This is a genomic window from Sulfurospirillum halorespirans DSM 13726, from assembly GCF_001723605.1.
In the GTDB taxonomy this organism is placed as follows: Bacteria; Campylobacterota; Campylobacteria; order Campylobacterales; family Sulfurospirillaceae; genus Sulfurospirillum; species Sulfurospirillum halorespirans.
In genome coordinates this window covers 2,985,114-3,007,549 of the sequence record NZ_CP017111.1, presented here as the reverse complement: position 1 = coordinate 3,007,549, position 22,436 = coordinate 2,985,114, and the positions used below count along the sequence as shown (strand labels likewise).

Sequence of the window (22,436 nt, the reverse complement as noted above, 5' to 3'; positions counted from 1 at the left end):
ACAATGGAGTTAGAAAGACGTACTTTTTGACATCGTTTGAAAGTGCGAAACTTAAAGGCAAAAGAGAACAAGGAGACGCGATGAAAGTAGAGATCTCACGAAGGAGATTTCTTCAAGGGAGTGTGGCGATGTCCATCGCAGGCGGAGTGAGCATCAGCTCCTCTTCAATGATGGCAAGCGCTGCAACACCAGCCAAAAAAGTTGGCAATGAAGATAAAAAGATAGCAACACTGTGTGAAATGTGTGTCAATAAATGTGCTGCCATTGCGCATGTCCGCAATGGTGTCGTTGAAAAACTCGATCCAAACCCACTGTTTCCAAAATCACGCAATATGCTTTGCGCACGTGGAAATTCGGGTATTCAAGCTCTGTACGATCCTGATCGACTCAAATACCCGTTGATTCGTGATGGTGAAAAAGGAAGTGGAAAGTTTAAGCGCGTCAGTTGGGACGAAGCGTATGCTTACATTAACGAAAAGCTCACCAAAATCTTGGATGAAGAGAAAGATAACCGCTCCACAGTCGCCTTTTGTGCAGGCGAAGGCATGGCTGAACACACCTTCAAAAGCTTCTTTACGATGTTTGGCTCTTCGCATTTTCTCAACCACGCGAGTTTATGTCTGGCAACCACCGTTTCAGGCTATTCTCTGACGATTGGTGGGTATGGCATTGCCGATTTGGATAACGCCAAGTATGTCATAATGGCTGGAGCCAATCGTGCGGAAGCGATTGTAACGCCTGATACGATGGACATGTTTAAACGCACCAACGGAAGAGGGGCTAAACTCATTACGGTCGATCCTCGCTTTACCAACACCGCAGCGAAAAGCGATAAATGGCTCGCCATTAATGTGGGAACCGACTTAGCGTTTGTGCTTTCTCTCACCTATGTTGTCATCAAAGAAGAGCGTTACAATAAAGCCTTTGTGGAAAATTATTTCAATGGCTTTGAAGAGTATAAAAACCATATTTTAAACAATAACTACACGCCTGAGTGGGCGGAGAAAATCACGGGTATTAAAGCCAAAGATATTTATGAGGTAGCGCGCGATTTTATGGCACATGCACCACAATCCATTTACTATCAAGGTCGCCGTACCACATGGTCTAAAAATGACTTCCAACTTCGTCGTGCTCAAGCGATCTTTTCAGCCCTTGGTGGCGGTGTCGATGTCAAAGGGGGCATCTGTTTTGGTAAAACCTTGCCACTCGTTGAACATGACGCGGTGGCCCCAATGTACGCCCAAGCCAAACCACGCATTGAAAAAGATGAAGCAGCCGTTGTGGGCGGTTCTGGTTCATGGGTTGCGTTTCGCAATATGGTTTTGGAAAATCGAAGTCCTTACCCGATTCGAGCACTTTTTAACTACAAACATAACCCAATGCAAAATATGCCCAACAATGCTAAAACAGCAGAGTTTCTGAAAAAACTAGACCTTGTCGTCACGATCGATACGATGCCAAGCGATACGGTGATGCTCAGTGATGTTATCTTACCTGAGTGTACTTATTTAGAGCGCACCGATCCTGTCGTTTCGTACGGTGGCATTGAGCCTTCCATCGCGCAACGCAACAAAGCGATTGATCCGATGTTTGAGAGTAAACCTGTGATGGAAATCATGCGAGGGCTGAGTGCAAAGCTTACCAAACCGCTGTTTGAAATTACGAAAAAATACGACGAAGATGTGCAATCAGCGATTGAAGATGATGATGAAGAGACCGTCTACGCAGAGTTTGATCTGACAAAACCGTTTGCGCACGATCAAGCAGAGCTCAATGTCAATGCCGTTGCCAAGTACGAAGGTGCTGCTGATATACTTAAAGAAAAAGGCGTTTTCTATCCCAATATGAATGAGTATTTCAAAAAAGTGGGTGTGAATGACTATGAGTATTATCCTGAGCATAAACGCGCCTACTCGGTACGCAACATGAAATTCAATACCCCATCAGGCAAAATTGAGTGTTCTGTTCCTGCTCTTGCTAAAAAAGGAATCGATGCGATGCCTGTTTGGAAAAGTGAATACGAGATGGCAATTCCCGCAGGAAAATTTCGCTTTATCACCGGTCGTCATGCACAATTTACCCAATCAGGCACCTCCAATAACCGCCTGCTTCTCAATCTTGTGCCTCAAAACTACGCGTGGATCAATAAACGCGTCGCTGAAAAACTGGGCATTAAATTTGGCGATAAACTTGAAGTTGCGAGTAAAGTCGGTAAAACAACTATTAAAGCGTATCCGACAGAGAAAATTGGACCCGATACCCTCTTTTTTGTACACGGCTTTGGTGTGTACTCAAAAGCGCTGAGTCTTGGGTACAACAATGGCGGTAATGACGCGGCTATTATAGAAGATGGCATTGAACCGATGCACGGATCAACCTGTCTTCACGACACCATCGTAGAAATTAGAAAGGTTTAATCATGGCACGTTATGGAATGGCACTCAACTACAAAAATTGTATTAATTGTAGAGCATGTGAAAGTGCATGTAAAGAAGAGAATGGCGTTTTACTTTTACCCGATCATTACCGTATTTGGGTCGGCTTTAAAGAGGCGGAGGGTGAGTTCCCGAACATCTCTATCGCTTCACAAACCTATCATCCGAGTCAATGCCAACATTGTGAAAATGCACCGTGTCAGCAAGTCTGTCCGACCAATGCAACCTATTATGGCGAAGGTGGTATGGTGATGGTGGATCCGACGAAATGTATTTTGTGTACCTATTGTATCAACGCTTGTCCGTATGATGCGCGTTATGTGGATAATCGAACCAACACGGTTGATAAATGTACCTTCTGTTCCGACACCCGTTTAGCTGCAGGCGAAACAACCACCGCCTGTCAAGCAACCTGCCCAACGAAAGTTCGGGTATTTGGTGATTTGGACGATCCAAACAGCGAGATTTCTGTATTGCTTGCTAACAAAGAGTACCGCCAAGTGAAAGAGCACTTGGGTACGAAACCAAAATTATTTTATATCTTGTAGGAGTTTATGATGCAAACACTCTCTTTAAAAAAACTCTTTTATTTTGAAAAAACACCTCTCAATGTGGTGATGGCAGTGACAACCGTAGCGCTTCTTGCCGCGTTTATGGCAGGTGCGGTTGCGTACATCTTACACGGACACCATGTTTACAATGTCACGAGACAACATCCGTGGGGTTTACTGATTGCGATGTACGTTTTCTTTGTTGTTTCCAGCACAGGTCTTTGTATTATCTCCTCTATCGGGCATGTTTTTGGTATTCCTGAGTTTCAGCAAATCGGTAAACGAGCGATCGCGGGTGCAATTATTACGATCAGCTCAGGTTTTGCAGTCATTGGACTAGAAATCGGTCACCCGATGACGATGCTTATTTACAATGTTTTAACACCAGGTTTGACGTCGGCTATTTGGTGGATGGGTACGCTTTATGGTCTTTATCTGACCTTTATCTGTTTAGAGTTTTTCTTTTTAGCGATTAAGGTCAACCACACCTTTTCTAAAATCTTTGGCATTTGTGGACTCTTAGTGGGTCTTGCCGCACACTCCAATCTTGGCGCTGTTTTTGGCTTTTTGGTTTCACGTCCTTCTGCCAATGGTGTTTTTTACCCTGTCTATTTCATTCTCTCTGCGATGATCACAGGGTGTTATTTGATTTTTTTAATGTATGGTTTTCGTTATAAAATGAATTTTCCTGAAAAAATAAGCGTGATGCTTGTCAAGCTTTCAAAGATTTTAGGCATGCTTTTAGCCGTATTGATCTTTTTTGAAGCATGGAAAATTTTAACCGCATTGTATGGTGATATGCCTGAACGTGCTGCAACTATTTTTCATGCGATTAAACACCCCAATTTCTGGTTTGGTGAGTTGATTTTAGGTATGTTGATTCCCTTTACCGTTATTTTAGTGAGCAATGCAAAGGCGATTAAAGCCACCGTTTATGCCTCTATAACAGGTATGGTGGGCATCTTTTTTATGCGCTATGATTTGGTGCATGACACATTGCTCTATCCTATGACAACGCTCAAACGAGCCGAATACCAAGTCGCTCCCACCTTTGTGGAATATTTTCCCTCAGCGGCAGAGTTTGCCATAGGGTTTGGCGGTATTGGTTTAGCGCTGTTTTTATATTATGTTGCCGATAAGGTATTTAATTTGGATGAAACCACTCAGCATTAATGTATTAAACCCGAAAAAGGAGAGAGAGAATGAGACTAAGAGTAATAGCGAGTAGCCTGATCGTAGCAGGATTGCTACTAGGAGGATGTACGAATCAACCCGAGACAACAGGCGCAACACCAAGTGCAAAAGTGTTGAATGAACCCACGTTACATGTAAAAGGTTTGATGGAGAAATTTAAACTTGAAAATGTAGATTACGCTTACGTAAAAACAGCGATTGGCAATGGAACCAGAAGTGGCGCTAAAGCCCTCTTGATTGATGCAAGACCTAACCCAAAATACTTAGGAGGAACGATTCCTTCCAGTTTGAATATTCCTGATACCCAAATTGATAAATACATAGGACAACTGGATAAAGTCGCAAAAGATAAAGAGATTATCGTCTTCTGTGGTGGATGGGATTGTGAAAAAAGTCCAATCGTTGCAGGTCACCTAAAAAGTAAAGGCTTTACCAACGTAAAACTTTACCAAGCAGGTGAACCAGAATGGGCCAGTAAAAATTACCTTGAAGTAGGAACACCCGTCGTTGAGAGTGCCTTTAAGAAAAATAGTGCCCTCTTGATTGATGCAAGACCTTACGCTAAAACAATGGCAGAGAGTATCCCAGGAGCTCTTTACATGAATGATGAAGAGATGCCAGCCCTAATGGGACGTTTTCCTACCGATAAAAAAACACCGATCATTACCTTCTGTGCAGGCTATGAATGCCATAAATCCCATGTGGTTGCGAATAAACTCCTAGAGCTTGGATACACAAAAGTGAGTGTCTACGCAGGTGGACTCCCCGCATGGAAAGAAGCAAAACTGCAAACTACCGCAGGCGCTAAAAAAGTAGAAGTCGCTACAGCTCCTAAAAAAGATACCTTCGTAGAAGGAATTAAACTAGGAGAAGATGAAGGAACGGTAGACGGTGAATGGTATAAAGCACTGATCATCAGTGATAAGATACCCGCAAATGTGGCTGTTATCGATGTACGAAGTGCAGCAGAATATGCTAATGGACATATAAAAGGGGCTATCAATATTGAAGCAGGGAAACTAAAAGCAACAGAATTGGCAGCAAAATTACCCAAAGGTAAAATGGTGATTATCAATTGTGCGACAGGAGGAAGAGCTATGGAAGCCTTCTTGAAACTCAAAGATGCCAAAGTTGATGTGAGTAAGATCTTCTACTTTGATGCGAATATCAAATGTGATACGAGCAGTAAATGTGAGATTAAGGTCAATGAACCTTTAGGTTAATAGCTTTACATGTAAAGCTGCGATCAGAGATGAAACACTCTGATCGCTTACACTAAAAGAAGTAAAACATGGTAAAATTTACAAATGTATTTCTAGGCGCTTGTGTTGCGTTTGGTTGGTTTGCAACACCTAGTTTTGCGGATGCAACAATGGGTGCAGATATTTTTAAAAAAGAGATGCTCACGGTCTGTGGTTTTAGTGGAAATGTGATGGCTAAAAAGCATACGCAAAAAGAGTGGCAACACTTTTATGAAGCAGGAACATTCAAAGCTGAGATGCTTCTTTTGTGCCCTGATGCAAAGCCATTAACCGATGCTTCCCTAAAACATCTGTACGATTTTCTCTATCATTTTGCGAACGATAGTGGCAATACGGCTTTATGTTATTGATGGATACGAGATAGATTTAGAACTGTTTAAATAGGGATGTGAATGTTTAAAGATTTTGCGAAGATAGAGACGTTTTTAACCGTTGTGCGAGAAAAAAGTTTTTCAAAAGCTTCTAGAAAGCTTGGAATTAGCCAACCTGCCGTTACCCAACAGATCAAATTCCTTGAAGATTATTTAAACATTCCCATCGTGGATCGCAAAAAAAGTGGCATTAGCCTTACCAAAGAGGGCGAAGAACTTTTTCAAGCGTTGCTCAGCCTTGAAAAGCAAATTTTGATCACGGAAAAAGAGGTACTGCGTCTGGTTAATAAAGAGATGCTCTTTATTTTGGGTGCTTCTCCTGTGATTGGAAATTATATTTTGCCTGAGTTTCTCAACGATATTCAAGAGGTGATCTCCAACCAAGTGATGGTCAAAGTCAACAGCTCCGTTGAACTAACTGAGCTTGTGGTGAACCGAAAAGTTGATCTAGCGCTCATCGAATCTCCTACCTTTCATCCCAATATTTTCTACCGTGAATGGATGGAAGATGAGTTGGTCGTTGTCAGCAGATCACCGCTTCCTAGCACTTTAAAAAAGGAAGAGCTCTTTGGGTTGCAGTGGATTTGCCGCGAAGAGGAGTCTAATACCCGTAAAATCATTTATGAGACATTTCACAAAATAGATGTAGATTGTAAAAATTTTACGATTAAAAATATCGCTAACAGCGCAATAACTATCAAACAAACACTTCTAAAAGCCGACATCAACGAGGCTCCAACGGTTTCCATTCTTTCCAAATATATGGTCGAAGATGATGTGAAGGCCGGAAGATTACATGTCGCCACGATCAAAGGTATTCATTTGATGCGAAAATTTTATATTTGCTACCTTAAAGACCGCATTCAAGATGCACTAATTACGAGCGCACTTGATTTTATCACCCGAAAACAAGATATTAAACCCTCAATTTAACATTACCCAAGGAGCATTGCAAACGCTCCTTGGACTCCAAACCTCTTCGTACGTCTCTTTTTGAACCACAAAGCTTTACATGTAACGATTTAACATAAAATAAAGTAAATATTTTTATAATTATAGTATATAATAGTTAAAAATAAAGGAGATAAAATGAAAAAAGTTATATTTAGTTTACCATTGCTAGCTTCATTATTGATAAGCGCTAATCCCCAGAGTCGGGCCGATTGTACGGAAGTGTTTCAAAATGAGATTACTAAAATTCTTTATGCCAACCCCGATGATAAAAATAACTCCATCGAAGCGCTGACGCAAAAAATCAATACGCTTTTAGAAGAGGAGTGCGATCTGAATGCTTCGATCCAAAAGGCTGCAGCCCAAGAGAAGAGTGCATCTTCAAATCCCAAAGAAGAAAAAGTGCTTATTTTGGATACGACTAAAAATAGCCAAGACTGTATTGAGTCGTTTCAAAATGAAATACGAGAGCTTCTGTATGAAAACGAACAGCAAAAAGGTAAAGAGAAGCGTGTGCGAGTTGTCATTAAAGGTGATGGTGCGAACTGTACTAAAGAACCAGGTGAAAAATAGATACTTCACCATCAGAGGCTAATGTCTTTAGCCTCTTTCTGCAACCTTTCCTCTCTTAACGGTATCTTAGAATATTTAAAAATAGGTATAAAAATCTCATAAATGTCATTATTTTTTTACTAAAATCAAAAAAACAAGACTTTTTTTTACTAAGTTAAATAAAATTATAAAATTCTTTTATTTTTTTTATAAGCGATTGCATCGGAGTTTCGTCTTTGTATTAATTTGTTTAACTTATAAATATGATTTAGTTTAATAATAATATAAAGAAACTCTTCTTACAATGTATCCATGAAATGGTTATTTCAGTAGGTTTTCTGAAACCTAATGTTTAAAAATTGAAGTGGAGAAAACGAATGAAAGTAGAGATCTCACGAAGGAGATTTCTTCAAGGCAGTGTCGCCTTGAGTATTGCAAGTGGAACGGCGTTTAGTTCGTCAACCATTCTAGCAAGCTCAAAAGAGAAACCTCAAGTGGCACTGATGAAGGAAGTTCCAACTATCTGTGAAATGTGTGTTAATAAATGTGCGGCTATCGCGCATGTACGTAATGGCATTGTGACAAAATTAGATCCCAATCCTTATTTCCCCAAATCTCGCAATATGCTCTGTGCTAGAGGAGCGGCAGGCATTCATGCCCTGTATGATCCTGATCGACTCAAATACCCTTTAATTCGAACAGGAGAGAGAGGGGAAGGCAAATACAGACGTGCGACATGGGAAGAGGCGAATGAGTATATTAAAGACAAATTGGTCAAAATTTTAGAAGAAGAGAAAGACAACCGTTCCTGTATTGGTTACTGTGCCGGTGAAGGGTTGGCAGAACACACTTTTAAAACTTTTATGTCCGATAAATTTGGATCGTCCAATTTCCTTAATCACTCAACCATCTGTCTGCAAACCGCTGTTTCAGGCTATACGCTCACCATTGGTGGTTACGGGCAAGCGGATTTGGAAAATGCAAAGTACGTCATTATGGCAGGTGCCAATCGCGCCGAAGCGATTTTAACACCTGACACGATGGATATGTTTAAACGCACCCGTGGACGTGGCATGAAACTGGTCGTGGTCGATCCGCGCTTTACCAATACCGCAATGCACGCTGATACCTATGTTCCAATTCGCCCAGGAACCGACTTGGCGTTTGTATTGGCACTGACCTATGTTGCGATCATTGACCAAGTTTACAACCGAAGTTATGTTGCCAAAAACTTTGTTGATTTTGATAAATACAAAAAACATATCATTGAGAGTGAATATACCCCAGAATGGGCAGAAAAAATTACAGGTGTTCCTGCTGCAACGATATGTAAAATTGCGCATGATTTTATGACAAATGCGCCTCAAGCGGTTTATTACCAAGGAAGACGAACGACATGGTCTAAAAATGATTTTCAACTGCGTCGCGCCATGGCACTTTTTACAGCGCTTGGCGGTGGCATCGATGTCAAAGGTGGCATTGTCTTTGGTAAAAAACTTCCGTTGGGTGAACACACAACCACCGCTCCAATGTACGCCAACGCCAAACCTAGAATCGATAAAAATTTAGCTGCAGTTGTCGGCGCAACAGGTACATGGGTAGGTTGGCGCAATATGGTCGAAGAGGGCAAATCACCCTATCCGATCCGTGGTATGTTTGTCTACAAACAAAACCCAATGCTCTCCGTTCCCAACTCTGCTAAAACACGCACAATGTTTGAAAAGATGGATCTAGTCGTTGTCATCGACACGATGCCAAGTGATACCGCAATGCTAGCCGATGTCATCTTACCTGAATGTACTTACTTGGAGCGAGAAGATCCCGTGCAGTCTTTTGCAGGGATAGAGCCCTCCATCGCGATACGTGAAAAAGTGATTGAGCCTATGTATGAGAGTAAACCGGTGAATGAAATTATGCGAGGCTTAGCGCAAAAACTTTCAAAACCATTGTGGGAAATTACCAAAAAGTATGATGAAGATGTGCAAGAAGAGCTTGAAGATACTGATGAAAATGAGTTTTATGAAGAAAATGGTTTTGATTTAGCAGAGCCTTTTATGCACGATCAAGAAGAGACGAACAAACATATGTTTGTTGAAAAATACGGTGAAGAGGCGTGGGGAGTCTTGCGTGAAAAGGGTGTTTTTTACCCCAATATGCTCACCTACTTTAAAAAGATTGATAACAATACGTACGAATACTACCCTAAAGATAAAAAGTTTTACTCTGTGTTGAAGTTGGAAGAAGAGTACGATCCTGTCGCTTTTTTACACGATATTTGTGTCAATCCTGTGGATATTGCTGATCTTAAACGCTCGTTTAACACCCCGAATAAAAAAGTTGAATGCTTTTTGGGCAGTATGGTTGCTAAAGGCGTTGATCCTATGCCTGTATGGAGGGATGAAGAGTATGTGAACGTTCCCGTGGGGAAATTTAAATTTATTACAGGGCGCCATGCACAGTTCACCCAAAATGCAACGCAAAATAACATCATGCTCTTAGAGTTGATGCGTGAGAATTATTTGTGGATCAATGACAAAGAAGCCGAAGCGCTAAACATCCAGTTTGGAGATACGGTTGAAGTGACAAGTCGCGTAGGGCAGGTGCAAATTAAAGCTTATCCCACTCCTAAAATTGTGCCACAAACTGTTTTTTACATTCATGGGTTTGGCGCAAAATCAGAAGGGCTAACGTTTGCGCATCGTAATGGTGCGAGTGATAATGAAATTATTGAAGATACGATTGAGCCAGTACATGGATGTGCCAATATGCATGAAACACTCGTATCGATTAGGAGGGTGTGAAGATGAATTATGCAATGGCATTAGATTATCAAAATTGTATCAACTGCAAAGCGTGTGAGGTTGCATGTAAAGAGGAAAACGGTGTTCAATTGGGTGCCGATAAGCAACGTATTTGGATCGGTGTGGTGGAAGGAACCATTTTTGGCAAACCCTTCGCCAATCTCTATCCATCGCAGTGTAACCACTGTATTGATGCTCCTTGTGTGAGTGTGTGTCCGACCAACGCAAGCCATTTTGCACAGGGAGGCATTGTCAAAGTGGATGCGCACAAGTGTATTTTATGCAAAGGGTGTATGGAAGCGTGTCCGTATGATGCACGGTTTGTGGATGACACGATGGTTGCTGTGGATAAATGTACATTTTGCGATCACCGCTCATTAGTGGAAGGCGGTACGACCGCGTGTCAAGCGACATGTCCAACCAAAGTAAGAACGTTTGGCGATTTGGACGATGAGAATAGCGACATTGTGAAACTTTTAAAAACAAAACGTTTTTTCTTTCAAAAAGAGTACACAGGAACGCTTCCAAAACTCTTTTATATTTTGCCAGATGATGAGACGTATGCCAAACAAAGTGTTTCGCATAATACGATTATTCACACATGGGAAGATATTAAACCCATGTATGACCAAGCTCGCAATCGAAGGAGTACAGAATGGAGAAAATAAGGTTTGCAGGTCTTGATATTAACAAGATCAGTATCGTTCAACTGTTGCTCAATAAAACGATGCTTTTAGGCTATGTCCTTCTAGTCTTTGCATGTATTGGCATTTATGAAATTTTTGATGTACGCTATTTTAGTGCAGCCGCTAATGCGCATGCTTCAGGGCTCAATCCAACCGATCCTGCCCTTAAAGAGGCGATGCGTTTAGCCGTTTTTGGAGATGTTGGCGAGGTCAATCGCAATATCCCTTGGACGCTTTTCATTGTGAATTACATGTACATGATTTATACGGGGAGTGGAGTGATTTTTTTAGTCGCATTGGCGGAGCTGATGAATTTTAATCTTATAGCTAAAGCAGCCGCAGGTTTTATGGTCATCGGAATTTCGATGGTATTTGCAGGACTCTTTACGATTGCGACCGATCTTAATATGCTCAATATGGTTTGGATGGTACTCACCCCGAATCTTAATGCGGGCATGTGGTTGATGTTGCCACTTTATTGCACGTATATTCCTTTTGTTTTATTTGAAATCTATCTGGTTCTAACGCACAAACGAGAGTGGGCTAAACGTTTGGCATTGCCTATTTTAGTGCTGAGCATTGGGGTTGACTTGATTGAGTATTATATTCAAGCGAAACTTTTTTCCATGAATACGGCACGTCATCTTTGGACAGAATTTCCCTTCTTGACATTTTATTTTATTATCTCTGCTTTTGTCTCATCTTTGGGTATTATGGGAATCATCAGTTTCTTTGCCCATCGCAGTAAAGCAGAATATAAAGCCTTGATGGATCTTATTCGTAGAGCGATGCTATTTTTCGTCTCTCTTTTAGGTATTTATGAGATCTTTGGTTATATGACGGTCGATAAAGATTGGGCATTTTTGATTCTCTTTGGACCTTTTCGTTATCTCTATTTCACAGGGTACATCTTTTTGACATTGGCACTCCCCTTTTTATGTATTGTTAAGGCACGACAGCCTATATTTACATTAGTCGCTTCCATTTCCGTGGTTGTTGGTGGCTTTGTGGGAAGGTACCTTTTTGTCTATGGAGGCAATGCCAATCCCATGTCAAACCGTTTTGGCCTCGGGTATGAGAAATACGATTTTTATGCATTGTCTAAATCATTTAATTATGTCGCACCGCACTTAGGAGAGATTTTTATCGTCGTTGGCTCTGTGGGCGTGGTGATGGTTATTTATAAGCTTTTTGATACGCTTTTTTCTGTGAATGAATTAAGAGAACACCATTAAACCAATAACCCGAAAAAGGAGAGAGAGAATGAGACTAAGAGTAATAGCGAGTAGCCTGATCGTAGCAGGATTGCTACTAGGAGGATGTACGAATCAACCCGAGACAACAGGCGCAACACTTGGCAATGGACCCAGAAGTGGCGCTAAAGCCCTCTTGATTGATGCAAGACCTAACCCAAAATACTTAGGAGGAACGATTCCTTCCAGTTTGAATATTCCTGATACCCAAATTGATAAATACATAGGACAACTGGATAAAGTCGCAAAAGATAAAGAGATTATCGTCTTCTGTGGTGGATGGGATTGTGAAAAAAGTCCAATCGTTGCAGGTCACCTAAAAAGTAAAGGCTTTACCAACGTAAAACTTTACCAAGCAGGTGAACCAGAATGGGCCAGTAAAAATTACCTTGAAGTAGGAACACCCGTCGTTGAGAGTGCCTTTAAGAAAAATAGTGCCCTCTTGATTGATGCAAGACCTTACGCTAAAACAATGGCAGAGAGTATCCCAGGAGCTCTTTACATGAATGATGAAGAGATGCCAGCCCTAATGGGACGTTTTCCTACCGATAAAAAAACACCGATCATTACCTTCTGTGCAGGCTATGAATGCCATAAATCCCATGTGGTTGCGAATAAACTCCTAGAGCTTGGATACACAAAAGTGAGTGTCTACGCAGGTGGACTCCCCGCATGGAAAGAAGCAAAACTGCAAACTACCGCAGGCGCTAAAAAAGTAGAAGTCGCTACAGCTCCTAAAAAAGATACCTTCGTAGAAGGAATTAAACTAGGAGAAGATGAAGGAACGGTAGACGGTGAATGGTATAAAGCACTGATCATCAGTGATAAGATACCCGCAAATGTGGCTGTTATCGATGTACGAAGTGCAGCAGAATATGCTAATGGACATATAAAAGGGGCTATCAATATTGAAGCAGGGAAACTAAAAGCAACAGAATTGGCAGCAAAATTACCCAAAGGTAAAATGGTGATTATCAATTGTGCGACAGGAGGAAGAGCTATGGAAGCCTTCTTGAAACTCAAAGATGCCAAAGTTGATGTGAGTAAGATCTTCTTGAAACTCAAAGATGCCAAAGTTGATGTGAGTAAGATCTTCTACTTTGATGCGAATATCAAATGTGATACGAGCAGTAAATGTGAGATTAAGGTCAATGAACCTTTAGGTTAATAGCTTTACATGTAAACGCAAAAAGGGGCGGAGGATAAAATCCTCTCGCCCCTTTTTTTATAGCTAATCTAGAACTTATTCGTCGCGTGAGCCAAAAATTCCAAGAATTTGAAGCAATGAGATAAAGAGATTTAAAAAGTCTAAATACAGAGCAATAGCACCTTCAATCGGCGTTTCATAAGCGCCTCTGATAATGTTTTGTGTATCGTAAAGAATAAATGCACTAAACAAAATAGAGCTAACGCTCGCAATGGCTAATTGTAAGATTGGGCTATGGAAAAAGATATTAATGACGCCTGCAACCACAACCACAATCAATGTGATGAACAACATTTTACCCATTGCTGAAAAATCTCTTTTAGTATTCATTGCAAACACAGAAAGCCCACCAAACGCAACCGTTGTTAAAATGAAGGCATTTGCCACAATACTTGCACCGCCTTTCATTCCAAGAATGCTCGAAAGAAGCGGTGTGAGTGTTAAACCTGTTAAAAACGTGAAACCAAAAAGAAGTACCATATTCAGGCCAGCTTTCTTTTTAGCCGCAAAAAGTCCAAACAAGAAGACAAACTCTAAAATAACAAGACCCCAATACCAAGAAGCAATAGCACTTGCCATTCCAATTCCGACATAAGCACCTGCACTTGCCGCAAGTAATGAAGCCGCAAAGAGCTGATAGGTTTGTTTGATAAAAAGTCCTAATGAACTTTCATTAAGCCTCGTATGCTCATGGGTACTCTCATGCGTACCTTGTTGTATGTAATTTCTGTCATACAGTCCCATATTAATTCTCCTTTTACTGTTTACTAAACATATTAAATCAAAACGCATTCTATCCAATTCAAAAGATGGAATGCAATTTTTGAGTTCTCTATTATATGGAAACAGAGTAAACAAAAAATTAATCGTATTAAGAGGAAGAAAAAAACTACTTAGCTGCGCATTTATTTTAACCTTCTTTTAAGGTGTATGGATATATAATTTCGTCCTCGTTTGAGAGAACGGGGTTAAAGAGAAGCACCCAAAGTAGGGGATTTGCTTCAAGTTCATTACCATTTTAACAATGTCAAATTCAATCTTTGAAATCTAAATAAGCGACCTTAGTCAGTGACGCGAAAAAAGAGATTATCAACTCTTTAATAAAAAAGAGATACTTTAAGTCAAATGAAGACACTTCATAAATTTTATGGAGAGTTTGATCCTGGCTCAGAGTGAACGCTGGCGGCGTGCTTAACACATGCAAGTCGAACGGACTTAATGAGCTTGCTTATTAAGTTAGTGGCGCACGGGTGAGTAATATATAGCTAACCTGCCCTTTAGTGGGGGACAACAGTTGGAAACGACTGCTAATACCCCATACTCCTTCTGATCTTAAGATCAGTTGGGAAAGATTTATCGCTAAAGGATGGGGCTTTATTGTATCAGCTAGTTGGTGGGGTAATGGCCTACCAAGGCTATGACGCATACCTGGTCTGAGAGGATGATCAGGCACACTGGAACTGAGACACGGTCCAGACTCCTACGGGAGGCAGCAGTGGGGAATATTGCACAATGGAGGAAACTCTGATGCAGCAACGCCGCGTGGAGGATGACGCATTTCGGTGTGTAAACTCCTTTTATAGGGGAAGATAATGACGGTACCCTATGAATAAGCACCGGCTAACTCCGTGCCAGCAGCCGCGGTAATACGGAGGGTGCAAGCGTTACTCGGAATCACTGGGCGTAAAGGATGCGTAGGCTGGAAATCAAGTCGAGAGTGAAATCCAACGGCTCAACCGTTGAACTGCTCTCGAAACTGGTTACCTAGAATATGGGAGAGGTAGATGGAATTAGTGGTGTAGGGGTAAAATCCGTAGATATCACTAGGAATACCGATTGCGAAGGCGATCTACTGGAACATTATTGACGCTGAGGCATGAAAGCGTGGGGAGCAAACAGGATTAGATACCCTGGTAGTCCACGCCCTAAACGATGCACACTAGTTGTTGCGATGCTAGTCATTGCAGTAATGCACTTAACAGATTAAGTGTGCCGCCTGGGGAGTACGGTCGCAAGATTAAAACTCAAAGGAATAGACGGGGACCCGCACAAGCGGTGGAGCATGTGGTTTAATTCGAAGATACACGAAGAACCTTACCTGGCCTTGATATCCTAAGAATCCTTTAGAGATAGAGGAGTGCTAGTTTACTAGAACTTAGAGACAGGTGCTGCACGGCTGTCGTCAGCTCGTGTCGTGAGATGTTGGGTTAAGTCCCGCAACGAGCGCAACCCTCGTGATTAGTTGCTAACAGTTCGGCTGAGCACTCTAATCAGACTGCCTTCGTAAGGAGGAGGAAGGTGAGGACGACGTCAAGTCATCATGGCCCTTATGGCCAGGGCTACACACGTGCTACAATGGCTAGGACAAAGAGACGCGATACTGCGAAGTGGAGCAAATCTTAAAACCTAGTCTCAGTTCGGATTGAAGTCTGCAACTCGACTTCATGAAGCTGGAATCGCTAGTAATCGTAGATCAGATATGCTACGGTGAATACGTTCCCGGGTCTTGTACTCACCGCCCGTCACACCATGGGAGTTGAATTCACCCGAAGCCGGAATACTAAACTAGTTACCGACCACGGTGGGTTCAGCGACTGGGGTGAAGTCGTAACAAGGTAACCGTAGGAGAACCTGCGGTTGGATCACCTCCTTTCTAGAGTATAGGGGCACTATCTCACAATGGTGCTCCGGCGAGCATAGCTAGGGAAGCTTATTTAGTTTTGAGAGATTGAATGAAAAAGGGGCTTATAGCTCAGGTGGTTAGAGCGTACCCCTGATAAGGGTAAGGTCAGAGGTTCGAGTCCTCTTAAGCCCACCATGGGGAATTAGCTCAGCTGGGAGAGCGCCTGCTTTGCACGCAGGAGGTCAGCGGTTCGATCCCGCTATTCTCCACCATTTTTTAAGAGATGGTGAAAGATTGCCAAGAGACATTGTTAGTGAGAATGAAGACACAACGTCTAATATAAGAACAATTTGTATTGTTTTTATATTAGACTTTTTAGTCTAAGTTTATGTTCTACAATTTAGAATACGACGCTTTGCGTTGTGCTTTAGGTTTGGTTCTTTAAGATAGCTTTGCTATCTGATGAAAGAACATAAAGATGTTATTTAATTTATTATTGTCAAAGTCAACAAAACGCAAAAAAAACAATTTACAACTTGTTTAATGTTTAATTACATTTAATAAGGGAGTGAAATGTGCATTAGAATACAAATAGGTAAGCTATTAAGAGCGAATGGTGGATGCCTAGGCTGTAAGAGGCGATGAAGGACGTACTAGACTGCGATAAGTTACGGGGAGCTGTCAAGAAGCTTTGATCCGTAAATTTCCGAATGGGGCAACCCAGCTGACAGTAATGTCAGTTACCCTGCGGGGAGCGAACCTGGTGAAGTGAAACATCTCAGTAGCCAGAGGAAGAGAAATCAAATAGAGATTCCGATAGTAGCGGCGAGCGAACTTGGAAGAGGGCAAACCTGTTGCTTGCAACAGGGGTTGTAGGACTGCGTTGTAGAATGATGATAGGTAGTAGAGTAACCTGGAAAGGTTAACCATAGCGGGTGATAGTCCCATATACGAAATCTAGATTCATCTTAGCAGTATCCTGAGTAGGGCGGAACACGTGGTATTCTGTCTGAAGCCGGGAGGACCACCTCCCAACCCTAAATACTACTTACAGACCGATAGTGAACCAGTACCGTGAGGGAAAGGTGAAAAGAACCCCAGTGAGGGGAGTGAAATAGAACCTGAAACCATTTGCTTACAATCATTCAGAGCCCTATGATTTATCAGGGTGATGGACTGCCTTTTGCATAATGAGCCTGCGAGTTGTGGTATCTGGCGAGGTTAAGAAAACTCGGAGCCGTAGCGAAAGCGAGTCTTAATAGGGCGAATTAGTCAGATGCTGCAGACCCGAAGCGAAGTGATCTATCCATGAGCAGGTTGAAGCTGGTGTAAGAGCTAGTGGAGGACCGAACTCGTTGACGTTGAAAAGTCCTGGGATGACTTGTGGATAGGGGTGAAAGGCCAATCAAACTTCGTGATAGCTGGTTCTCTCCGAAATATATTTAGGTATAGCGTCATGTTGTAATTATGGGGGGTAGAGCACTGATTGGGCTAGGGCCTATACCAAGGTACCAAACCCTGTCAAACTCCGAATACCCATAGTGTAATCATGGCAGTCAGGCGGCGGGTGATAAAATGCGTCGTCAAGAGGGGAACAACCCAGACTACCAGCTAAGGTCCCAAAGTGATAACTCAGTGGAAAACGATGTGGAGTTGCTCAAACAACCAGGAGGTTGGCTTAGAAGCAGCCATCCTTTAAAGAAAGCGTAACAGCTCACTGGTCTAGCGATTCTGCGCGGAAAATATAACGGGGCTAAAGTTATCCACCGAAGCTGTAGATTTGAAATTTATTTCRAGTGGTAGGAGAGCGTTCTAGTCAGCATTGAAGGTGTACCGGTAAGGAGCGCTGGAGCGGCTAGAAGTGAGTATGCAGGCATGAGTAGCGATAAAACGGGTGAGAATCCCGTTCGCCGAAAACCCAAGGTTTCCTACGCGATGTTCGTCATCGTAGGGTTAGTCGGGACCTAAGTCGAGTCCGAAAGGGGTAGACGATGGAAAGTTGGTTAATATTCCAACACCAATTATAGAGCGCGATGGAAGGACGCTTAGGGCTAAACGAGGCAACTGATGGAATAGTTGTTCGAAGGGTGTAGATTAGATTACAGGCAAATCCGTAATCTTTTATTCGAGACCTGACAGGCACTTGATGCTCTTCGGAGTGGATGGTGAATCGTTGATGCCGTCGAGCCAAGAAAAGTTTCTAAGTATATCTGTAATTGCTCGTACCGTAAACCGACACAGGTGGGTGAGATGAGTATTCTAAGGCGCGTGGAAGAATTCTGGTTAAGGAACTCTGCAAAATAGCACCGTATCTTCGGTATAAGGTGTGCCTCCTTCTGTATAGAGACTTGCTCTCGAAAGCGGAAAAGGTTGCAACAAAGAGTCCCTCCCGACTGTTTACCAAAAACACAGCACTCTGCTAACTCGTAAGAGGATGTATAGGGTGTGACGCCTGCCCGGTGCTGGAAGGTTAATTGATGGTGTTAGCGCAAGCGAAGCTCTTGATCGAAGCCCCAGTAAACGGCGGCCGTAACTATAACGGTCCTAAGGTAGCGAAATTCCTTGTCGATTAAATATCGACCTGCATGAATGGCGTAACGAGATGGGAGCTGTCTCGACCAGAAATCCAGTGAAATTGTAGTGGAGGTGAAAATTCCTCCTACCCGCGGCAAGACGGAAAGACCCCGTGGACCTTTACTATAGCTTGACACTGCTGTTGGGATAAAGATGTGCAGGATAGGTGGGAGGCTTTGAGGATGTGACGCCAGTTGCATCTGAGCCATTGTTGAGATACCACTCTTCTTTATTCTGATAGCTAACTGGGACATATTATCTATGTTCAGGACAATGTCTGGTGGGTAGTTTGACTGGGGCGGTCGCCTCCTAAAAAGTAACGGAGGCTTACAAAGGTTGGCTCAGAACGGTTGGAAATCGTTCGTAGAGTATAATGGTACAAGCCAGCTTGACTGTGAGACATACACGTCGAGCAGAGACGAAAGTCGGTCATAGTGATCCGGTGGTTCTGTGTGGAAGGGCCATCGCTCAAAGGATAAAAGGTACCCCGGGGATAACAGGCTGATCTCCCCCAAGAGCTCACATCGACGGGGAGGTTTGGCACCTCGATGTCGGCTCATCGCATCCTGGGGCTGGAGCAGGTCCCAAGGGTATGGCTGTTCGCCATTTAAAGCGGTACGCGAGCTGGGTTCAGAACGTCGTGAGACAGTTCGGTCCCTATCTGCCGTGGGCGTAGGAAAGTTGAGGAGAGTTAACCCTAGTACGAGAGGACCGGGTTGAACGAACCACTGGTGTACGGGTTGTTCTGCCAAGAGCATCGCCCGGTAGCTATGTTCGGATGTGATAACCGCTGAAAGCATCTAAGCGGGAAGCCAACTCCAAGATTAACTTTCCCTGAAGACCTCATGAAGACTACATGTTTGATAGGCTGGGTGTGTAATGGGTGAGAGCCCTTTAGCTGACCAGTACTAATAGGTCGTTTGGCTTACATATTATTACGTATGATAATGCTATTTCACTTCCTTATTAAGTGTAAAGTGTTCTGTTGACTAGACAATACTAAAACTCACCAATAGAATGGTGAATTAAGCGGTAATCTGATGGGAGTCAGGGCAAAACTTTAAACCTAAAGGTATTAAAGTTTAACAACTGACCCCTATTTTTACCATTTAATTCACGATTCTGGTGGCTATAGAGAAGAGGAAACGCCCTGTCCCATTTCGAACCAGGAAGCTAAGCTCTTCATCGCCGATAATACTTTCCCTTACTGGGATGGAAACGTAGGTCGCTGCCAGTTCCGTGATTTTATCCCTCTTTATTCGTAACTCCCTTTTTTATCTCCAATAACAACCATCACCTTTACTTAACATAGAACACAACGTTTACCTCATTTTATCGCTTTACTTTTTATCTGTTAATTTACTTTGCCAGTACAAACCCTCCTCTTTCATGCTTAATCTTCCCTGTTATATCCCCGCTTACGTCGTAGATCTTCATTGTTATTAGACATATCATTTAGCCTTATTATAATTATTATTAATATTATAAGTTTGATTTCTTCAATTACCTTTTAGTCTCTTTGCGTTACTATATTTTCCTAAACTTAACTAAAAGGATCAAGAATGAAAAAATTGATTGGTTTACTCGTTTCAGCCTTCTTTATTGTAGGGCTTTTGAGTACAAATGCACTTGCTGATGCCGCTAAAGGGCAAAAATACTACCTGAAGTACATGAAGAATGACTCAGGTATGAATGGGGCAAAATTTGCTGCGCAACACACTCAAGCGGAGTGGAAAGCTCTCTTTGATGGAAAAGCTGAAAAGTTTATTGCAGAGTATTCTGCAAAGTTTCCAACGCTTGATGCGTTTCTAAAAGGCGATAAATTTGAGAAATTTATGCCAGATATTAGAGATTTTTGTATCGAGTTTGCAAGTGATAGTGGTAACGTTCCTTCGTGTTAATTTTCTTCTAAAGTGACTCCGCGCTTTTCAGATCAGACTCAAATGATCTGAAAAGCATTTATAAAAGTTAAATAAAATTTACTACAAAATGCCTTATCTTTCAGCTTTAAGCCTATATAGTTCAGGAAAGTAAAAAAAAGTAAACATAATATTTACTTATTTGTCCCCATAATCGTCTTTTTAAATTAAAATTTATTTTACTTTTGTTATGATGACTCCATATCTAAAATTTGAAAAGGAGAAATGATGAAAAAAGTCTTCGGTTTACTTGTTTCAGCTTTCTTGGTATTGGGCATGATGAGCACTTCTGCATTTGCAGATGCGGCAAAAGGACAAAAGTACTATCTTAAATATATGAAAGATGGTTCAAGTATGAATGGAGCGAAATTCGCAACACAACATACGCAAGCAGAGTGGAAAGCACTTTTTGATGGAAAAGGCGAGAAATTTATTGCTGAATACTCCAAAAAGTTTCCGGGATTAGATGCGTTTCTAAAAGGCGAAAAATTCCAAAAATTTATGCCAGATATTAGAGATTTCTGTATCGAGTTTGCAAGCGATAGCGGCAACGTTCCGTCTTGCTAGTTGTGTTAAATAATTCTTACTTAGAAAAGGTAAAAAAAAGATGAAAAAACTCATCGCACCGCTACTCATCGGAGCAGCACTCTCTTCAGCGTTTGGCGCTGATGATTCACTTAAGCAGGAGATTGAAGCACTTAAAGTGCAAATGGCCGAGCTCAAAAATGCTCAATCAAAAATCAATATTGATGCCTTAAAGTCTCAAATATCTGAGATTAAGGCGCATGATTCTGGGGATAACATCAAGTGGACTGTTGATTTAAGAACAGCGTATGATGTTGTTGATTACAAGATGAATGGCGTGCAAAATCAAGATAATGGCATTTGGACGAATAAGTTAATTTTAGGTATGGCATCACAACCTGCAGATAATTTAATCTTTAGAGGATCTTTGGGTGCCTATAAAGCATTTGGTCAAAGTAATATGGCGACAAATGGAACAATGTTCCAAAGTTTTGATTGGTATGGAACGCAGAAGCCAAGCGATAGTACCGTCAAATTACGAGAGGCGTATTTTATCTATACAGGCGATATGGGTGATATGCCTTACGCAGCTTCTTTTGGTCGACGTCCATCGGTTGATGGATTTTTGGCAAATCTAAGAAATGATAATGAAAGCCCAGCTTCTCCAATTAGCCATAATATCAATATGGAGTTTGATGGTGCAAGCTTTAAATTTGATATGGATAAAATGACCGGTATCTCAGGAATGTACTTAAAACTTTGCTTAGGTAGAGGTTTTTCTGAAACAACAGGTTCTTATTCTATGGGGGCAACTGGCTTTAGCCCAAGTTATAGTGAAGATAATCAGACCCCAGATATGGATCTTGCGGGATTGATCTGGCAAATTTATGATAACGGACAATATAAAGTCATGGCAAATTACTTCCAAGCTTGGAATATGATGGATATTAATATGGTCTCAATGACAGATTATCATTTTTCAGATGTTGGCGATTTAACCGGGGGTTCATTAGCGCTTCAAGTTAATGGTATCGGTGATGGTATTAGTGACTTCTTGGATGATAGTATTTTCTTTCTCTCTTATGCTTATAGCAAAACAGATCCAAATGACAATGTAATAGGCTCATCGGCAGGTCCAGCTACTGGTATGTTAGGAAGTAGCGATAGCGAAACAGGTTCATCCATTTACACAGGTGTACAAGTTCCAGGTATTATGAAAGGTCAAAGACTTGGCGTTGAGTATAACCATGGTAGCAAATACTGGAGAAGCTTCACTTACGGCGAAGATACTTTAGTTGGTTCCAAACTTGCAGCACGTGGTGATGCGTATGAGCTTTACTATATCTTACCAATCGTTGGTAAAAACTTAACAGCACAGTTGAGTTATATCTACATTGATTATGACTACACAGGTAGCGATACATTCTTTGGATGGACGGGTACGCCTCAAGATGTTGATACAACAGCAGGTGCAGTTAAAACAGCACAAAATATTCGTGCTTCTTTACGATACAGATACTAATCTAACG

15 protein-coding genes, 2 tRNA genes and 3 rRNA genes are annotated in these 22,436 nt (G+C 41.8%); 19 read left to right on the top strand and 1 reads right to left on the bottom strand.

Annotated elements, in window-relative coordinates; translation table 11 throughout:
- Positions 1-80 precede the first annotated feature (80 nt).
- From SHALO_RS15070 to SHALO_RS15020, 11 genes are all read left to right on the top strand, one after another.
- Positions 81-2,420 (top strand): molybdopterin-dependent oxidoreductase, encoded by a 2,340-nt coding sequence (locus SHALO_RS15070; protein WP_069479250.1) that lies wholly within the window; start codon positions 81-83, stop codon positions 2,418-2,420.
- A gap of 2 nt (positions 2,421-2,422) precedes the next feature.
- Positions 2,423-2,986, top strand: a complete 564-nt coding sequence (locus tag SHALO_RS15065) for a 4Fe-4S dicluster domain-containing protein (protein ID WP_025346315.1) — start codon at positions 2,423-2,425, stop codon at positions 2,984-2,986.
- Positions 2,987-2,992: 6 nt separating this feature from the next.
- The gene (gene nrfD, locus SHALO_RS15060) at positions 2,993-4,162 is read left to right on the top strand and encodes an NrfD/PsrC family molybdoenzyme membrane anchor subunit (protein WP_084010991.1); all 1,170 of its coding nucleotides are present in this window, start codon (positions 2,993-2,995) and stop codon (positions 4,160-4,162) included.
- 29 nt (positions 4,163-4,191) lie between these two features.
- Complete coding sequence (locus SHALO_RS15055) at positions 4,192-5,406, top strand: rhodanese-like domain-containing protein (RefSeq protein WP_069479248.1); 1,215 nt, start codon at positions 4,192-4,194, stop codon at positions 5,404-5,406.
- A 68-nt stretch (positions 5,407-5,474) separates the two neighbouring features.
- Positions 5,475-5,795, top strand: coding sequence for a hypothetical protein (locus SHALO_RS15050; protein WP_069479247.1), 321 nt, complete (start codon positions 5,475-5,477; stop codon positions 5,793-5,795).
- A gap of 42 nt (positions 5,796-5,837) precedes the next feature.
- Complete coding sequence (locus SHALO_RS15045; protein ID WP_069479246.1) at positions 5,838-6,749, top strand: LysR family transcriptional regulator; 912 nt, start codon at positions 5,838-5,840, stop codon at positions 6,747-6,749.
- Between the two features lie 156 nt (positions 6,750-6,905).
- Entirely contained in the window at positions 6,906-7,340 is a 435-nt protein-coding gene (locus SHALO_RS15040; RefSeq protein ID WP_025346310.1) for a hypothetical protein, read from the top strand.
- 356 nt (positions 7,341-7,696) lie between these two features.
- Positions 7,697-10,120 carry a molybdopterin-containing oxidoreductase family protein gene (locus SHALO_RS15035; RefSeq protein WP_069479245.1) on the top strand — a complete coding sequence of 808 codons (2,424 nt, stop codon included), beginning with the start codon at positions 7,697-7,699 and terminating at the stop codon, positions 10,118-10,120.
- 2 nt (positions 10,121-10,122) lie between these two features.
- Positions 10,123-10,788, top strand: coding sequence for a 4Fe-4S dicluster domain-containing protein (locus SHALO_RS15030; RefSeq protein ID WP_069479244.1), 666 nt, complete (start codon positions 10,123-10,125; stop codon positions 10,786-10,788).
- Positions 10,776-12,041 carry an NrfD/PsrC family molybdoenzyme membrane anchor subunit gene (nrfD, locus tag SHALO_RS15025; protein ID WP_025346307.1) on the top strand — a complete coding sequence of 422 codons (1,266 nt, stop codon included), beginning with the start codon at positions 10,776-10,778 and terminating at the stop codon, positions 12,039-12,041. The genes SHALO_RS15030 and nrfD (SHALO_RS15025) overlap by 13 nt, the downstream gene beginning before the upstream one ends.
- Positions 12,042-12,069: 28 nt before the next feature.
- A complete protein-coding gene (locus tag SHALO_RS15020; protein WP_069479243.1) occupies positions 12,070-13,227 on the top strand; it encodes a rhodanese-like domain-containing protein in 1,158 nt (385 codons plus the stop codon).
- A gap of 75 nt (positions 13,228-13,302) precedes the next feature.
- Here SHALO_RS15020 and SHALO_RS15015 read toward each other — a convergent pair whose 3' ends face one another.
- Positions 13,303-14,010 carry a Bax inhibitor-1/YccA family protein gene (locus SHALO_RS15015; RefSeq protein WP_025346305.1) on the bottom strand — a complete coding sequence of 236 codons (708 nt, stop codon included), beginning with the start codon at positions 14,008-14,010 and terminating at the stop codon, positions 13,303-13,305.
- A 400-nt stretch (positions 14,011-14,410) separates the two neighbouring features.
- Between SHALO_RS15015 and SHALO_RS15010 the strand changes: the two genes are divergently transcribed.
- From SHALO_RS15010 to SHALO_RS14975, 8 genes are all read left to right on the top strand, one after another.
- Positions 14,411-15,919: ribosomal RNA gene (locus SHALO_RS15010) — 16S ribosomal RNA — on the top strand.
- 88 nt (positions 15,920-16,007) lie between these two features.
- Positions 16,008-16,084 (top strand) — tRNA-Ile (locus SHALO_RS15005).
- A 1-nt stretch (position 16,085) separates the two neighbouring features.
- Positions 16,086-16,161: transfer RNA gene (locus SHALO_RS15000), tRNA-Ala, on the top strand.
- 321 nt (positions 16,162-16,482) lie between these two features.
- Positions 16,483-19,396 (top strand): 23S ribosomal RNA (locus tag SHALO_RS14995).
- Between the two features lie 188 nt (positions 19,397-19,584).
- A 5S ribosomal RNA gene (gene rrf / locus SHALO_RS14990) occupies positions 19,585-19,700 on the top strand.
- Together the 16S, 23S and 5S rRNA genes with 2 tRNA genes alongside form the textbook arrangement of a ribosomal RNA operon.
- A 325-nt stretch (positions 19,701-20,025) precedes the next feature.
- Positions 20,026-20,364 (top strand): hypothetical protein, encoded by a 339-nt coding sequence (locus SHALO_RS14985; protein ID WP_037958767.1) that lies wholly within the window; start codon positions 20,026-20,028, stop codon positions 20,362-20,364.
- A 243-nt stretch (positions 20,365-20,607) separates the two neighbouring features.
- Positions 20,608-20,949, top strand: coding sequence for a hypothetical protein (locus tag SHALO_RS14980; protein WP_069479242.1), 342 nt, complete (start codon positions 20,608-20,610; stop codon positions 20,947-20,949).
- A 40-nt stretch (positions 20,950-20,989) separates the two neighbouring features.
- Positions 20,990-22,429 carry a DUF3373 family protein gene (locus tag SHALO_RS14975; RefSeq protein WP_069479241.1) on the top strand — a complete coding sequence of 480 codons (1,440 nt, stop codon included), beginning with the start codon at positions 20,990-20,992 and terminating at the stop codon, positions 22,427-22,429.
- Positions 22,430-22,436 lie beyond the last annotated feature (7 nt).

Excerpts from the sequence above, each read along its gene's own strand:
- SHALO_RS15070 (WP_069479250.1), top strand. The coding sequence starts at position 81 with ATGAAAGTAGAGATCTCACGAAGGAGATTTCTTCAAGGGAGTGTGGCG.
- SHALO_RS15065 (WP_025346315.1), top strand. The coding sequence starts at position 2,423 with ATGGCACGTTATGGAATGGCACTCAACTACAAAAATTGTATTAATTGT.
- nrfD (WP_084010991.1), top strand. The coding sequence starts at position 2,993 with ATGATGCAAACACTCTCTTTAAAAAAACTCTTTTATTTTGAAAAAACA.
- SHALO_RS15055 (WP_069479248.1), top strand. The coding sequence starts at position 4,192 with ATGAGACTAAGAGTAATAGCGAGTAGCCTGATCGTAGCAGGATTGCTA.
- SHALO_RS15050 (WP_069479247.1), top strand. The coding sequence starts at position 5,475 with ATGGTAAAATTTACAAATGTATTTCTAGGCGCTTGTGTTGCGTTTGGT.
- SHALO_RS15045 (WP_069479246.1), top strand. The coding sequence starts at position 5,838 with ATGTTTAAAGATTTTGCGAAGATAGAGACGTTTTTAACCGTTGTGCGA.
- SHALO_RS15040 (WP_025346310.1), top strand. The coding sequence starts at position 6,906 with ATGAAAAAAGTTATATTTAGTTTACCATTGCTAGCTTCATTATTGATA.
- SHALO_RS15035 (WP_069479245.1), top strand. The coding sequence starts at position 7,697 with ATGAAAGTAGAGATCTCACGAAGGAGATTTCTTCAAGGCAGTGTCGCC.
- SHALO_RS15030 (WP_069479244.1), top strand. The coding sequence starts at position 10,123 with ATGAATTATGCAATGGCATTAGATTATCAAAATTGTATCAACTGCAAA.
- nrfD (WP_025346307.1), top strand. The coding sequence starts at position 10,776 with ATGGAGAAAATAAGGTTTGCAGGTCTTGATATTAACAAGATCAGTATC.
- SHALO_RS15020 (WP_069479243.1), top strand. The coding sequence starts at position 12,070 with ATGAGACTAAGAGTAATAGCGAGTAGCCTGATCGTAGCAGGATTGCTA.
- SHALO_RS15015 (WP_025346305.1), bottom strand. The coding sequence starts at position 14,010 with ATGGGACTGTATGACAGAAATTACATACAACAAGGTACGCATGAGAGT.
- SHALO_RS14985 (WP_037958767.1), top strand. The coding sequence starts at position 20,026 with ATGAAAAAATTGATTGGTTTACTCGTTTCAGCCTTCTTTATTGTAGGG.
- SHALO_RS14980 (WP_069479242.1), top strand. The coding sequence starts at position 20,608 with ATGATGAAAAAAGTCTTCGGTTTACTTGTTTCAGCTTTCTTGGTATTG.
- SHALO_RS14975 (WP_069479241.1), top strand. The coding sequence starts at position 20,990 with ATGAAAAAACTCATCGCACCGCTACTCATCGGAGCAGCACTCTCTTCA.